The 12,896-nt window shown below is 65.9% G+C and carries 12 protein-coding genes and 1 pseudogene; 4 read left to right on the top strand and 9 right to left on the bottom strand.

Annotation, left to right across the window (positions count from 1 at the left end; all coding sequences use genetic code 11):
- Positions 1–95: 95 nt before the first annotated feature.
- From K359_RS0118835 to K359_RS0118860, 6 genes are all read right to left on the bottom strand, one after another.
- On the bottom strand, positions 96–299 hold the full coding sequence (locus K359_RS0118835; RefSeq protein ID WP_029080745.1) for a hypothetical protein: 204 nt from the start codon (positions 297–299) through the stop codon (positions 96–98).
- A 14-nt stretch (positions 300–313) separates the two neighbouring features.
- Positions 314–514 carry a hypothetical protein gene (locus tag K359_RS0118840; RefSeq protein ID WP_029080746.1) on the bottom strand — a complete coding sequence of 67 codons (201 nt, stop codon included), beginning with the start codon at positions 512–514 and terminating at the stop codon, positions 314–316.
- Between the two features lie 99 nt (positions 515–613).
- Positions 614–1,258, bottom strand: coding sequence for a haloacid dehalogenase-like hydrolase (locus tag K359_RS0118845; protein WP_029080747.1), 645 nt, complete (start codon positions 1,256–1,258; stop codon positions 614–616).
- A complete protein-coding gene (locus K359_RS0118850; protein ID WP_029080748.1) occupies positions 1,251–2,876 on the bottom strand; it encodes a hypothetical protein in 1,626 nt (541 codons plus the stop codon). The genes K359_RS0118845 and K359_RS0118850 overlap by 8 nt, the downstream gene beginning before the upstream one ends.
- Before the next feature lies 1 nt (position 2,877).
- The gene (locus K359_RS52370; protein WP_051346205.1) at positions 2,878–3,861 is read right to left on the bottom strand and encodes a UbiA family prenyltransferase; all 984 of its coding nucleotides are present in this window, start codon (positions 3,859–3,861) and stop codon (positions 2,878–2,880) included.
- 334 nt (positions 3,862–4,195) lie between these two features.
- Entirely contained in the window at positions 4,196–4,399 is a 204-nt protein-coding gene (locus K359_RS0118860) for a hypothetical protein (RefSeq protein WP_029080749.1), read from the bottom strand.
- Between the two features lie 200 nt (positions 4,400–4,599).
- Here K359_RS0118860 and K359_RS0118865 point away from each other — a divergent pair, with 200 nt between their 5' ends.
- Complete coding sequence (locus K359_RS0118865; protein WP_029080750.1) at positions 4,600–5,613, top strand: TRAP transporter substrate-binding protein; 1,014 nt, start codon at positions 4,600–4,602, stop codon at positions 5,611–5,613.
- 21 nt (positions 5,614–5,634) lie between these two features.
- Here the strand turns inward: K359_RS0118865 and K359_RS0118870 are convergent, their stop codons facing one another.
- Positions 5,635–7,464 (bottom strand): FAD-binding oxidoreductase, encoded by a 1,830-nt coding sequence (locus K359_RS0118870; RefSeq protein WP_029080751.1) that lies wholly within the window; start codon positions 7,462–7,464, stop codon positions 5,635–5,637.
- Positions 7,465–7,652: 188 nt separating this feature from the next.
- On the opposite strand from K359_RS0118870, the gene K359_RS52375 reads away from it, so the two are divergent.
- The gene (locus K359_RS52375; protein WP_084518447.1) at positions 7,653–8,618 is read left to right on the top strand and encodes a LytTR family DNA-binding domain-containing protein; all 966 of its coding nucleotides are present in this window, start codon (positions 7,653–7,655) and stop codon (positions 8,616–8,618) included.
- A 127-nt stretch (positions 8,619–8,745) separates the two neighbouring features.
- The gene (locus tag K359_RS0118880) at positions 8,746–9,651 is read left to right on the top strand and encodes an alpha/beta fold hydrolase (RefSeq protein WP_029080752.1); all 906 of its coding nucleotides are present in this window, start codon (positions 8,746–8,748) and stop codon (positions 9,649–9,651) included.
- On the opposite strand, the pseudogene K359_RS52380 reads toward K359_RS0118880, so the two are convergent.
- Both K359_RS52380 and K359_RS0118890 read right to left on the bottom strand, forming a co-directional pair.
- A pseudogene (locus tag K359_RS52380) lies at positions 9,648–10,927 on the bottom strand (spinster family MFS transporter). The gene K359_RS0118880 and the pseudogene K359_RS52380 sit on opposite strands and share 4 nt — an antisense overlap.
- Before the next feature lie 45 nt (positions 10,928–10,972).
- The gene (locus K359_RS0118890; protein WP_029080753.1) at positions 10,973–12,163 is read right to left on the bottom strand and encodes an aromatic ring-hydroxylating dioxygenase subunit alpha; all 1,191 of its coding nucleotides are present in this window, start codon (positions 12,161–12,163) and stop codon (positions 10,973–10,975) included.
- Positions 12,164–12,293: 130 nt separating this feature from the next.
- On the opposite strand from K359_RS0118890, the gene K359_RS0118895 reads away from it, so the two are divergent.
- Positions 12,294–12,809: a MarR family winged helix-turn-helix transcriptional regulator gene (locus K359_RS0118895; RefSeq protein WP_051346207.1), complete on the top strand. Its 516-nt coding sequence runs from the start codon at positions 12,294–12,296 to the stop codon at positions 12,807–12,809.
- The last annotated feature ends 87 nt before the right edge of the window (positions 12,810–12,896 follow it).

Genomic DNA, 12,896 nt, shown 5'->3' on the forward strand with positions numbered 1-12,896 from the left:
CAGGCAACGTCCCGGTCTGTGTTGTTGTGTTTCCGCGCAGCGCTTTGTCACGGCGGTGCCGTATTGAATTTACAGACAGCAACACGCTGCCTCAATCAGGCAAAGAATGCGGCGATCGCGGCGAGGTCGGGCTGTCCGGGCGCGTCGCCGCGCAAATTGGCGTCGATGACGCGGCGGCAGGCGTCGACCGTGTTTGTGTCGCCCAGTTCGTTGGCGGCTTCGAGGATCGTCCACACTGTTTCAAGAGGAACATCGAGGGGCGCGTCGTTCTGCGTGGCGGTTTTCGGGTCTGACAGCATCGGCGCGGCCCGGGTTAGAATTCGAACAGGTCGCGGCCGCGCCGCGCCAGCACGTGCAGGTCCGCCACCGTGCCGCGCACCGCGTTGCAGCGGCGGCATTCGATGATGGTGTCGCCGGACGCGTGCGCCGGATCGGCGACCTTGATCGCCAGGCTGCCGCAATCGGTGCAGATGATCTTGAAGCCGGTCGAAATTACTTGCTGCTGCAAATTCATTGTGGGCCTGCGCCTCTGTTGACGCCGACCTTAACCGAACAATTTTTAAAACTGGGATCGCGGAGCGGATTGCAATCGAACGACCGCGTTAGGATGCGGTTAAGATTTCACCGCAGCCGCGTGGCCCTGCAGCTGAAGCGTCGGTTTGTCGAGCGCGGCTGCGGCGGCGCGCACGGCCTCGGACGCATTGACGGTGATGATTCCGGCGGCGTGGGCCCAGACCGCGAGGTCGGAGGCGCTGTCGCCGGCATAGATGAAGCCCTCGGGAAAGGTCTTCAGCAACAGGTCGGCCTTGTTGGCGCCCTTGAGATTGTGTTCGCCGTCGGAGGCGAGGACCTGGTCGATAAATGAAAGCCGCGATGCCAGCTTCTGCGCGAGCAGCGCGTCGGCCGCGGTCGCCAGCACGATGCGGCGGCCGGCGGCCTTCTCGCGCTCGGCCAGTGCTGCGACGTCCTGGCGGAGTTCGATCCGGCTCCAGTCGATGCTCTGGCGCAGGGCGAGCTCGCGCTTCAGCGCGGCACGGCCGCGCACCAGCCATGCGGCGCATGACGCGACGATCAGCGGATTGCGGCGCAGGATCGAGAAGAAGCTGAGATAGAGCAGGTCGCCCTTGATCAGCGTGCCGTCGAGGTCGAGCACCAGTGGCAGCGCCACGGGCAGGCCGAGCAGCGCGTCCGCACCGTCGGTGGAGGGACCGTCCTTTGGCTTCGCAATGCTTTCACCGGCGAGGCGATGCTCAGTCATTCGCGGCGCTCAGCCGGGTTGCGACCTTGCACACGTCGATCTCGCGTGCCCCGGTCTCGGTGGTCTTGCAGTCGGGGTAGCCGAACTTGTCGGCAAAGGCCACACCATCCCGGTCGGAGCTCGAGACGATCAGGACCTGTGGCGCGCCATGATTGGCGGCGCGGAACCTGGCGACCGAGGCGACATCGGGTGCATCCTGCCAATCCGGCGTGGCGCGCATGAAATCGCGCGCCTCGACATATTGCAGCGGGAAGTAGCCGAAATAGCGCGTCGAGGGCAGCGGCGAGGACAGGCCGACGCCGCGGCTCGCAAGTGCTGCGGTCTGCGCGGCGTGCAGGGTCGGACGAATGCGCCAGGCGAACAGATGGCTGTCTCGCTCAGTGATCAGGTCGGCATTGGCAAAGCTCTGGCCGGGATTGTCGTGGCCGGCGGCGAGCTCGCTCTCCAGCGTCGGCGCCCAGCTCTGGTAGGCGACGGCGCGCACCGCGGTCTGTCCGATCAGGCCCGACAGCGCGGCCAGGCAGAGCGCGCGGGAGAGTGCCGGTGCAGGCTGGCGGCTTGCGATCGCCAGCACGATCGCGATCCCGCTAAAGGGGGCGAGCCGTTCCGACAGCAGCGCCGAGCCGGTCTTGAGATTGAGCAGCGACAGCGCCAGCACCAGAACGAAGAAGACCGGCCACAGCAGGTCGCCCGAACCGAAGCGCCGCAGCGCGACGAAGCTCGCCAGCACGATCGCGCCGAGCACCGGCGCGAGCGCGATCACCTCCCACCAGGTGAAAGTGAAGAGATAGGTCGCGGCCACGATGCGCCGGATGATCTGGGCAACGCCGCCCGCGGCGCTCGCCGTCTCGCCGGCAATGTTCTGGTAGGTGAACAGGAAGCTTGCGATCAAAAGCAGGACCGGCAGCGCCGCCGCAGCAGCCCACACGCCGTCGCGCAGCAGGCGTTGCGCCGCGGCCCTGGCGCCCTGCCGCTCGAATGTCGCGACCGCGCGCGCGATGCCGTCGGCGGCGAGCAGCAGGCAGGCCGCGACGACCGAGGTGATGTGGGTCAGGTAGAGCGCGGCCAGCAACAGCGCGGTGGCGACGAAGGCCAGCGCATCGCGGCGCCCGCCGAGGCCACGCCAAAAACTCGCGAACAGCAGGAAAAGCGGGATGCCGAGCGCGAAATTGTAAAAACCCCAATGGATGAAGACGCCGAAGGCGACCGGCAGCAACAGCAGCGCCGGCAGCAGCGGCCGCTCGGTCTCGGCGCGGCTCGCCGCGAAGGCCGCAACGATCCAGACCAGGCCATAGAGGCTGAGGAAAAGGCTATTGGCGACCAGCGCATCGCCGGTCAGCCGGATCAATCCGGCGAGCAGCAGATAGATCGCCGAGTTCGGCTCGATCCGCGGATTCCATTGATAGAACGACGCCGCGGGCTCTTGCAGCGCGCCGCCCCAGCCGAACCGGGCGATCAAATCGGCTTGTGCCAGATGCACCGGCCCGTCCTGGGTCGGCACCAGTTTGACCAGCCAGATCGGACCATCCAGCAGCACGAGCAGCCCTGCGAACAGCAGCGCTGCGGCAACGACACCGAGATCGGCCTTCGGCGTCTCGAACGGAGTTGCGATCGACATGTTAGCGGATCCCGCCGAGACGGATCAGGTCCGAACTCGTGAGGCTGTTCAGCCAGGGCAGATCGACGAAGGTCAGCCCGCCGAACAGCGCCATGGTGACGGCGGCCGCGATCAGCATCGCCGGCTGCCGCATCAATTCCTCCGGCCGCGCCGCGGCGGAATCCGGCGTCAGCGCGAGCCGCATATAGGCCGCGAACAGCGCGATCAGCATCGGCACGACGACGAGATATTCGATGCGGTACTTCAACAGGAAGATCGCCATCATGAAGGCGAAGCCCTGGGCATAGACGAGGCAGCTCGTGACCAGGCTCGAATGGGTATAGACCGCGAAGGAGGGCCGGTAGGCGGCGAGGTTGGCAGTGCCGCCGGCTTCGACGATGGCACGATGCTCGGAGACGCGCTTGGCGGCCATCAGGAAGGCGCCGCCGAACCAGTAGGCGAGCAGGATCGACACCGGCGGCGCGATGCTCGGCACCACCGCGAACCAGCCGAACAGGAAGCGCAGCGGATTGTTGAGGGACTCGACGATGACGTCGATGAAGGCACGGTCCTTGGCGCGGATCGGACGCACGTTGTAGATCACGCCGAACACCGCGAACACGGTCGCGGCGAAGGCGTAACCGAGCCGGTTGGCGGCAAAGATGCCGATGGCGGTGAGCAGCACGTATTGGGCCAGGACGATGGTCGGCGACATCGCGGTCTGCACCGCGGGTCGTGCACGCTTGGTCGGGTGCATGGCGTCGAACGGCGCATCGAGCCACTCATTGATGGTGTAGTTCGCCGACGACAGCGCCATCGCGACGAACAGGCAGATGGCGAGGCGCTCGGCGAACGTCGCAAGCTCGATCGGTCCGGTCTGCGACATGATCAGCGCAAACGCGACGCCCGGGATGATCAGCACATGCTTGATCCAGTGGTCGGGCCTCGCGATCGCAATGTAATCGGTGATGCCGGCGGCCGGCTGGGCGTGGTTGGTGACGGACATCGCAATCCTCCAAACTCTGCCTGTCCCGCGTCGGGGCGCCGGCGGGGCAAGACGTGTTGAAAGGGGCAGCGATCGTGCCGCGGCGCGACGACCGGCTGCCGGTCGCGGCGTCAGGCGTGCAACGCGGTTAACGCCGGTAGTGGAGGAAGGGCTTGGCGCGGTTTCCGGCCGGCTCGGCCGGCATTTCGTTTGGTCAGCTCGCGCGCCGCTGTCGGGTTTCCGCGACCACCTTTCGGTGGTCTGCGCTGGAATGGGACAGCTGTTTCAATTCGGCAGCGCACAACAAAAAGCCGCCCGAAGGCGGCCGTTCTGTTTGCCGAAGCCTGAGGAAATCCTAGCGGACGGCCGAGGTGCCCGAGGAGGTGATCGCCACTGGCTTACCGGCCTTGATGACCTGGGTCGTCTGGGCGGTCTGGGTGAAATCCGCGTTGTTCCGGGCCGAAATGCCGAAAGCCGCAACTGCGATGCCGGCAACGAGGGCAACGACCACAATCTTCAGATGGGTCGAGCGATCAGCTGAATGGATCGAGTGGTTCATGGTCGCCTCCGGGCGTCTGTGCGCCGTCTATGGCAGCTACTGGTAAGGCCGATCTGTTTCCGGATCGTTTCGTGAGTTCCCTGAAATGGTTTCGTGCCACCGGAGGATTGGTTTCACCGTGCCTTGCATCACACAGGCGGAGGGCTGAAACTGGCCACAGGCGCGGGACAGCGCCCCGGAGAAAAACAATAATGAAAACAATGAAGATGACCCGCAGGGGCCTGTTGGGAACTGGCTCTGGTGCGGTCGCTGCGGCGATGTTTGGCAAACGAGCCGTTGCCGCCGCCGAGTTCGATTTTAAGCTCGGCGTTGACACCCCGGAAACCCACCCGTTGACAATCCGTCTCGTCGAGGCCGCCACGGCAGTGGCCGAGCAGTCGGCCGGCCAGGTCAACATCACGGTGTTTTCCAACAGCCAGCTCGGCGGCGACCCCGAAATGCTGTCGCAGGTCCGCGCCGGCGGTATCGAGTTGATGGCGGCGCCGAGCCTGACCCTGTCGATCCTGGTGCCGCTGTCGGGCCTGCCGAGCATCGGCTTCGCCTTCCAGTCCTACGACCAGGTCTGGGCCGCGATGGATGGCGGCGTCGGCGAGACCGTGCGCGAGGCGATCGGCAAGACCGGCCTGGTGCCGATGAAGAAGGTCTGGGACAACGGCTTCCGCCAGATCACGTCATCGTCGAGCCGGCAGCTCGGCAGCGTCGACGATCTCAAGGGTTTTAAGATCCGCGTGCCGGTGACGGCATTGCTGACCTCGCTGTTCTCCGGGCTCGGCGCGCTGCCGTCGAGCATCTCCTACAGCGAGCTCTACTCGGCGCTGCAGACCCACATCGTCGAGGGGCAGGAGAATCCGCTAGCGCAGGTCTCGACCGGAAAGCTCTACGAGGTGCAGAAATACTGCGCGCTGTCGAACCATTGCTGGAGCGGCTACTGGATCATCGGCAACCGCCGCGCGATGGCGAGCCTGCCGCCCGATCTGCTCGAGATGATCAACACTGCGTTCGATGCGGCCGCCGTGAAGGAGCGGGCCGACCTGGTCGCGATGGACCGCTCGTTGCAGGCCGAGCTGACCGAGAAGGGCATGACGTTCAACAAGCCCGATCCGGTGCAGTTCAGGGCAGCCTTGGTGAAGGCCGGCTTCTACACGCAGTGGCAGAAGACCTATGGCGCGGACGCCTGGGCGGCGCTGGAGAAATATACCGGCAAGCTGACGTGACGGAGTGAGCGCGGCGATCTCTCATTGATGTGCCGCTAGCCGCGCAAATCCATCGTCGCTCCAATCCTCGCTGCCGACGCCGTGCCGCACGAAGAACAGGCCGCCCGGATCGTACTGCTGCTTGATCTGCAGAAGCCGCGTGTAGTTCGCCCCCCAATAGGCCTGCTGCCATTTCGGTTCGAAGAAGCTGCTTTCCGCAAGATAGGCACCGCCATCCGGCGCGACCTTTCTGAGTTCTCCGACGGCCTTCGCGATCCCCGCGGCATTCTTGCGCGCGTCGGCCGGATCAGGCTCGTGGCCGCTGAGGCCGGAATAGGCCGGCGGGCCCTCGCTCGCGATGATTGCGAGCACGAACGCGTCGATCACAGCGGGGTTCGTCGCGGTCTCTTTCGCCGAGGCGATTGCAGCCTCCGATCCGCCGGCCAGCCCTTTCTGGAAGTGCAGTTCGACTGTCGCATGCTGTGCGGCCGCGAGCAGGGCTTCGACCAGGCGCGGGCGCTCCACACCGCCCAGCAGCGAGGCCGGAAGCCAGAGCGATTCAAAGCCATGAATGAAATGCCCGGCTTCGCTCAGATTGGCGGCCCAGAACACGTTCTCCGCCGGCGCGCCGGGACGGTCGTCGGACAGGATCGCCTGCGGCGCGCGCTGCCTGATATAGGCGGCGTCCCAGCGGCGCGCTGCCGGACCTGTGCGGATCGACGGCGAACGGGTGAAGGCGAATTCGCCCCCGGCTTCGCTCACGAGGCGAATGAAGGCCTGCCACAGTTCGTCGGCCTGCTGCTTACTTAGCCCCTGGAACGAGAGCTGGATGTCGAGCACATTGCCGGGCTTGATGTTGACGATCTCGCCCCAATGGCGGTCATGCAGGCGGTCGGCGTAGAGATCGACGAACGCGCCGACGAGCTTGCGGAATGATGAGCCGGAAGCGGCCTGGATCGTCATGGAGGCGAAGCCAAACACATCGGGTAGTTCATGGGTCCGCAGCGTCAGGCGGGTGACGACACCGAAGGTGCCGCCGCCGCCGCCGCGCAAGGCCCAGAACAGGTCCGGGTTGCTGCGGGCATTTGCGATCCGGACGACACCGTCCGCGGTGACGATTTCGGCTTCCAGCAGGCTCGCCGCGGCGGTGCCGTAGTTCTTCGAATAGCTGCCGAAGCCGCCGCCCTGCACCAGCCCCGCGACGCCGACGGTTCCGCAGCCGCCGCCTTGGACATAGCGGCCACTCCGGGTCGTCACCTCGTTGTAGACATGCATCCAGATCGCGCCGGCACCGACGGTGACGGCCGGCTGCGGCGGATCCTCAGAGCCTTGCGCGACGAAGCTCTCGTGCAGCGTGATGTCGTTCATCGCCCGCGTCCAGATCATCAGCGAGTCCGGTGCACTCGATGTGCCGAGATAGGAGTGGCCGCCGCCTCTGACGACCAGCCGCAGATTGTTGTCGCGGGCGAAATTGACGGCAGCGACGACATCGGCGGTCTTGCGCGCTGCGACCGCGTAGACACTCGGCTGCGACGCCCAGGCGTCGAGATAGCCCGTGGTCTGGGTCAGCGCCGCGTCATCGCCGATGTAGTAGGGATTTTTGAGCCCCTTGAACACATCGCGGCAAGCCGCGCCGGCAGGATTGTCCTGACACGCCACGAGCGGCGACTTTACCGCCATGAGCCGCCCCTTGGTTTGCTCGTTGAGCCGGTTCCAACTGGCTGCCGACGGCCATTCAGCATCCGAGGGGCGCGTTCGCCGAAGCATTTGCGACGAAATGCTCGCGCCTTGCGCTGCGGCAACCGGCCTCGGCACCATCCAGTGCGCCACCGGCGTCAGGGCCGCGCCGATCAGGAGTTTGCGACGATTCATCGGCCGGTCACCGGTCCGTGAGCAGAGCCGATTTTCACGCCGTCCGGACGGCTCGCCATCCTGCTTTGCGGGACGACGTTCGCTTGCCTGTGATAAAGACCGGCTTGAGTGACGGATCGCAATTGGGTCCCCGACCTAACCACCGGGGCAGATGACCTGACGAGTTGCACCATCTATTCCATCCCGACATGCCCACGACGCAGCCAGAGAATTCCATTGAACCGGTGACAGGTCGTCGCGTCGAGCGGGCTTGGGACGAGCAACCCGATTCCAGGGACGAAAATCGACCCGATGTGACGGCGACGCGATGGAGCGGGGCGGGGCGCGCATCGATGCTGGCCTATGGCTGGGTGGCGCTGCTGATCGTGGCGAGCGGCATGGTCAACGTCTTCTCCTCGGTGAACGAGTTCAAGCCGTCCGCGGGGTTCGCGCCATTGCGCGTGCCCGTGCTGCTCGAGGTGACGAGTGCCGTTGCATGGATCCTGTTTCTGCCGCTGCTGCGAAGCGGCGTCGCACAATTGCGTCTTGGGCGCAGCCGCGTGATGGCGGTCACGCTGGCGGGGGCGGCGACGCTGCTCTACGCGTTCGCGCATCTCGTCACCATGGTCGGGTTGCGCAAGCTGTTGCTGGCCGATGTCTATGCGTTTCACTGGATGACGGCATTTCCGCATGAGTTCCGGAAGGACATTGTCTCGTCGGTGATGGTGGCTGTGGTGATCTGGTTGATGGATCGCAGGGGGGCGGTGATACCAGGGGCGCCGGCGCTGCCGGCCGAGGTGGCGGCACGGCCGGTGGCCGAGCCGCCCGTCGACGCCGCCAACCCCAGCCTCTGGCTGCGGGATGGCGCGACGAGCTTTCGGATCGATCCCCGCGACATCGTGGCCGTGACGTCCGCCGGCAACTATGTCGAATTCAGTCTTCCCAGCGGACGCCGTCTCATCCGCAGCACGCTGGCGCGCGAGCAGGATCGGCTCCAGCCGTTCGGCCTTGTCCGCGTGCATCGGGCGAGACTGGTGAATCCAGCGCGGGTCGTGGCAGTCGAGCATCGCCCGGCGGGGGACTTTGTCCTGCGCATGGACAATGGCGAGACGTTCGCCGGCAGCAAGCGCTATCGGAACGTCGTGGCGGCCTTCACAGAAAATACGAACAGGTAAAACCCGCGTAGGACTGGCGTCGCCAGCCCGAATTACCTCGCGCGTAATCGCGGGCACGACCTCGCTTTGCGATGATCGGTCTATGGGTGGCGTCCACGTCACGGCCGATCCGCAAGGGAGATCTGAGATGAATCGTCGAACAGTCCTCGAAGCAACTTTGCTTGGCACCGCTCTCGCCGCGGCAGCGCCTGCCGACGCGCAAACCACGCCGCCGCAGCCGGTGCGCCCGTCGCGCGTGACGGCGAGGGATGGGACCTCGCTGTTCGTCCAGGATTGGGGTGCAGGCCGGCCGGTGCTGTTCCTCGCCGCCTGGACATTCAATTCCAGCGTCTGGGGCAGTCACATCGTGGCGCTCAATGCGAAGGGGTATCGCTGCGTCGCGCCTGACCGGCGCGGGCACGGCCGCTCCGACATGCCGATGACGGGCTACGATCTCGACACGCTGACCGACGACGTCGCCGCCGTGATCGAGCAGCGCGACCTGCGCGACGTGACACTGGTCGCGCATTCGATGGGATCGATCGAGGCGGTGAACTATCTGGCGCGCCACGGCGCGGATCGCATCGCGCGGCTGGTCCTGGTGGCGTCGACCACGCCGTTCCTGGTGCAGACGGAGGACAATCTCGACGCGGTTCCGAAGCCGATGATCGACGCCCAGAATGCCGCCATCGCGCAGGACTTCCCGAGATGGATGGGAGAGAACGAAGCGCCGTTCTTCATGCCCGATACGCCCGAGGTCACGCGGGCCTGGATCAGGGAGATGATGCTGAGCGTGCCGCTGCCGGTGGCGCTGGCCTGCCGCAAGACCATCTCCTTTGCCGATCTGCGCGCGGCGGCGAGGGCGATCGATCGCCCGACGCTGATCGTGCACGGCGACAAGGATGCCAGCGCGCCGCTCGAACTGACCGGCGCGAGGACCGCGGCGCTGATCAAGGGCAGCAGGCTTTCCGTCTACGAAGGCGCGCCGCACGCTCTGCCGTTGACGCACAGCGCACGCCTGATGTCCGACCTGCTGGCCTTCATGGCTGCTTAACTGGCGCGCGCGATGTCCGATCGGATCGAGCGCGCGGCCAAGACGAACAGCAGCGCGCCGAGCGTCGTCGTCACCGCCGCCGACAGCAGCGAGTAGCGAACGGCGTCCGCGCCGTACGCGCCCTTCAGGGCGTCGTTGATCATGCCGACGGCGAGGGGGCCTATGCCCTGGCCGAAGCAGGTCGCGGTGAGCAGCACGATCGCGGAGGCCAGCGCGCGCATGCTGGGCTTTGCCACGGTCTGGGCAATGGCGAAGATCGGGCCGAGATGGAAGCCGACCAGGAACGAGGTCAGCGCCAGCGTAGCGACCATCAGCGCGAAGCTCGGCGTCAGCATGCACAGCGCGAACACCGGGCCGGCGAGGCCGGACATGATCGCAGGCGCCCACAGTTTCCAGCGGTCGTCGCGGCGGCTGATCTGCGCCACCACGAGGTGCCCGCCATGCCGGAAAGACCCTTGAAGGTGCCGGCATAGGTGCCGATCTCGGCGCTGGTGAGATGATGGATACGCGCCAGGAACGGCGGGATCCACACTGCGGTGGCGTAGTTGGTGTAGGTCGTGAGACAAAAGCCGACCAAGACGATGACGAAGCTCGGCTGCGATATCAGGAAACGCAGCGTCGGCCCGATCGGCTCGGCCTTGAAGGTCTCGGCCATCGCGCCGCGCGCAGGCTCTGAAATCGTCAGCCACAGCACGGCGGCGAGCGCGATGCCCGGCAGGCCCGCGGTGAAAAAGGCCATCCGCCAGCCATAGTGCTGGTTGACATAGCCGCCGATGAAATAGCCGAGGAAGACGCCCAGATAGGTGCCGATCGCATAGATGCCGAGCGCGCGCGGCCGTTCGTTCTTGTCGAACAGATCGGCGATCATCGATTGCGAGGCCGGCGTGCCCGCGGATTCCCCGATGCCGACGCCGATCCGCGCCAGCGCCAGCGTCGTGACGCTGGAGGCGAGGCCGCACAGATAGGTCATCGCGCTCCAGAACGCGAAGGCGCAAGCGACGATGTTACGGCGGTTGAGGCGATCGGCCATCCGCGCGATGGGAATGCCGAGCAGCGAGTAGAACAGCACGAAACCGAACCCGGCGAGCAGGCCCATCGTGGTGTCGCTGAGGAAAAACTCCTTCTTGATCGGCTCGATCAGCACGTTGAAGATCGTGCGGTCGAGGAAGTTGAGGGCGTAGATGATCGTCAGCAGAGCGAGGACGTAGTAGCGGCGCCCGGCAGGCCTGGCGCCGGCTTGCGCTTGCGCAGCCGCCTGCGGTGCGAGATCGACCATGCTTCCCCCTGATGAACTTTGTTGTTGCTTGGTCGCACGCGGCCCTTACGCCTCTCGGATGTAATTCCCCGCTTCGAATTCGACCGGCCCGGCCTCGGCGTCGAACGACACGCCGATCGGGTCGCGGCCGGCGGCGAGCGCCTCGAGCTGCTCGCCAAGCATCCGCCGGATCATCAGGATGCCGCGGTCGCTCTGGCCGAAATGCTCCTCCGAATGGACCGTCACCGCTCCCTGGCCGACCTGCGCCTCGTAGTCGCCGGGGAATTGCTGGTGCTCCTGCTCGGTCATGTCCCACCAGAACTTGTCGTTGAACCTCGAGCGCATGCGGCTGATATCGCCCGCGTTCTTGACCCGGCCGGCGACATAGATGCGGAACGAGGTGTCGTCGATCGGCAAGGTCCAGCCGATCGATTCGACGCGGGCGAATTGCGCGACCCGCGGATTGGGCACGACGCGCAGCGTGGGGAGGGCGACCTCGGTGACGCGATAAAACACCCTGCCGTCGTCCTGCCGGCGGATCGAGCGCACCGCGACGCCGCGCGGCGACATCTCGAACTTCACCTCGGGCATCGAGGCCATCATGGTGGTGAACTGCGGCCCTGAGAACGAGCCGTGCAGCACCGGCACGTGGTAGGGGTCGGCGACGTTCTCGAAATGCTGCAACCAGTTGCAGGGGATCACGGCCGGGCCGCCGCCGCCGATCGAGGAATCGTCGGCCTCGACGAACTCGCCATCATCCATGGTCTCGAGGCATTCGTAGCGCGGCAGCACCGGCTTCTTCTCGGCCGGTCCCATATAGGCGAAGATCAGGCCGTAGCGTTCCTGCACCGGATACCAGGGTTGGCGCACCTTGTCCTTGAACAGGCCGCCTTCGGGCTCGCAGGGCTGCTCGAGGCAGCGGCCTTCGGTGTCGAACTTCCAGCCGTGATAGCAGCAGCGAATGCCGTCTTCCTCGACCTTGCCGTAATAGAGAGTGGTGCCGCGATGGCAGCAACGGCCATGCAGCAGTCCGATCCGGTCATGCCGGTCGCGGAACAGGATCAAATCCTCACCGAGCGCACGGACTTTTCTGGGGATATCGGTGGCGTCGCCGGCGAGGCCGACCGGATGCCAGTAGCGCCGCAGCAGCTCACCCATCGGCGTGCCGCGGACGACCGAGGTGAGCTCGGTCCGGGTGGTGGGCGGCTTCATCGCATAGGCCGTGCCGAGATCGCGGTCCCGCTGGGTGATCGTCATGTTGTTCCTCCCGCCGCTGGTCTGGTGCCCGCGGTCGTGCTGTCGTTGATGAAGTCAACGATATATCGATGACAATGTCAACGATCTCGACTAGCTTGGCAGCGCGCGGCTTTGTTGGCAGAGGTTGGCGATGACCGAGAAGCTCAGGACGGAGAGGGCGTTGCCGCCGGAAGCCGTGGTCGACGCCGAGCTGGCGCCGATCACCGCGATGATGTCGTCGCGGCTGATGGTGCTGGCGAATTTGCTCAAGCGCGGTGCGATGCTGCGTTACAAGCGGCTCGCGGGGCTGTCCTCGGTCGAGTTCGGTCTGGTCGCCTCGCTCGGCCGGCGGCCGCCGATGAGCGTGGTGCGGTTGGCCGAAGCGGTCGGCATGGACAAGGGGCAGATCAGCCGGGCGCTCGCCGAGCTCGTCGCGCGCAAGCTGGTGGCCAAGGCGGCCAACCCGCGCGACAACCGCGAAACCCTGGTCTCGCTGACCAAGTCGGGCCTCGCCGCCCATGACGCGATCGTGGCCGGTGCGCAGGAGCGAAACCGGCTCCTGCTGGAACAGCTTACCCCACAGGAACTTGCGCTGCTGCTCGGACATGTCGACCGGCTGACGGAGATCGCCGCCGAGATGCTCACCGCCGAGCGCGAGCTGGGCTGATATGGCGAGCGCGCAGGGCACCAGATGGCCGACGCAGCGTTGTCGATTGAGGCAAGTGCTGCCGCCTGATCGGGCCGAGGGCCCGCG

Source organism: Bradyrhizobium sp. th-b2 (genome assembly GCF_000426785.1).
Lineage (GTDB): Bacteria > Pseudomonadota > Alphaproteobacteria > Rhizobiales > Xanthobacteraceae > Bradyrhizobium > Bradyrhizobium septentrionale.

What these genes read in the sequence shown, in the direction of transcription:
- K359_RS0118835 (WP_029080745.1), bottom strand. Translation starts at nt 299, where the DNA reads ATGCTGTCAGACCCGAAAACCGCCACGCAGAACGACGCGCCCCTCGAT.
- K359_RS0118840 (WP_029080746.1), bottom strand. Translation starts at nt 514, where the DNA reads ATGAATTTGCAGCAGCAAGTAATTTCGACCGGCTTCAAGATCATCTGC.
- K359_RS0118845 (WP_029080747.1), bottom strand. Translation starts at nt 1,258, where the DNA reads ATGACTGAGCATCGCCTCGCCGGTGAAAGCATTGCGAAGCCAAAGGAC.
- K359_RS0118850 (WP_029080748.1), bottom strand. Translation starts at nt 2,876, where the DNA reads ATGTCGATCGCAACTCCGTTCGAGACGCCGAAGGCCGATCTCGGTGTC.
- K359_RS52370 (WP_051346205.1), bottom strand. Translation starts at nt 3,861, where the DNA reads ATGTCCGTCACCAACCACGCCCAGCCGGCCGCCGGCATCACCGATTAC.
- K359_RS0118860 (WP_029080749.1), bottom strand. Translation starts at nt 4,399, where the DNA reads ATGAACCACTCGATCCATTCAGCTGATCGCTCGACCCATCTGAAGATT.
- K359_RS0118865 (WP_029080750.1), top strand. Translation starts at nt 4,600, where the DNA reads ATGAAGATGACCCGCAGGGGCCTGTTGGGAACTGGCTCTGGTGCGGTC.
- K359_RS0118870 (WP_029080751.1), bottom strand. Translation starts at nt 7,464, where the DNA reads ATGAATCGTCGCAAACTCCTGATCGGCGCGGCCCTGACGCCGGTGGCG.
- K359_RS52375 (WP_084518447.1), top strand. Translation starts at nt 7,653, where the DNA reads ATGCCCACGACGCAGCCAGAGAATTCCATTGAACCGGTGACAGGTCGT.
- K359_RS0118880 (WP_029080752.1), top strand. Translation starts at nt 8,746, where the DNA reads ATGAATCGTCGAACAGTCCTCGAAGCAACTTTGCTTGGCACCGCTCTC.
- K359_RS0118890 (WP_029080753.1), bottom strand. Translation starts at nt 12,163, where the DNA reads ATGACGATCACCCAGCGGGACCGCGATCTCGGCACGGCCTATGCGATG.
- K359_RS0118895 (WP_051346207.1), top strand. Translation starts at nt 12,294, where the DNA reads ATGACCGAGAAGCTCAGGACGGAGAGGGCGTTGCCGCCGGAAGCCGTG.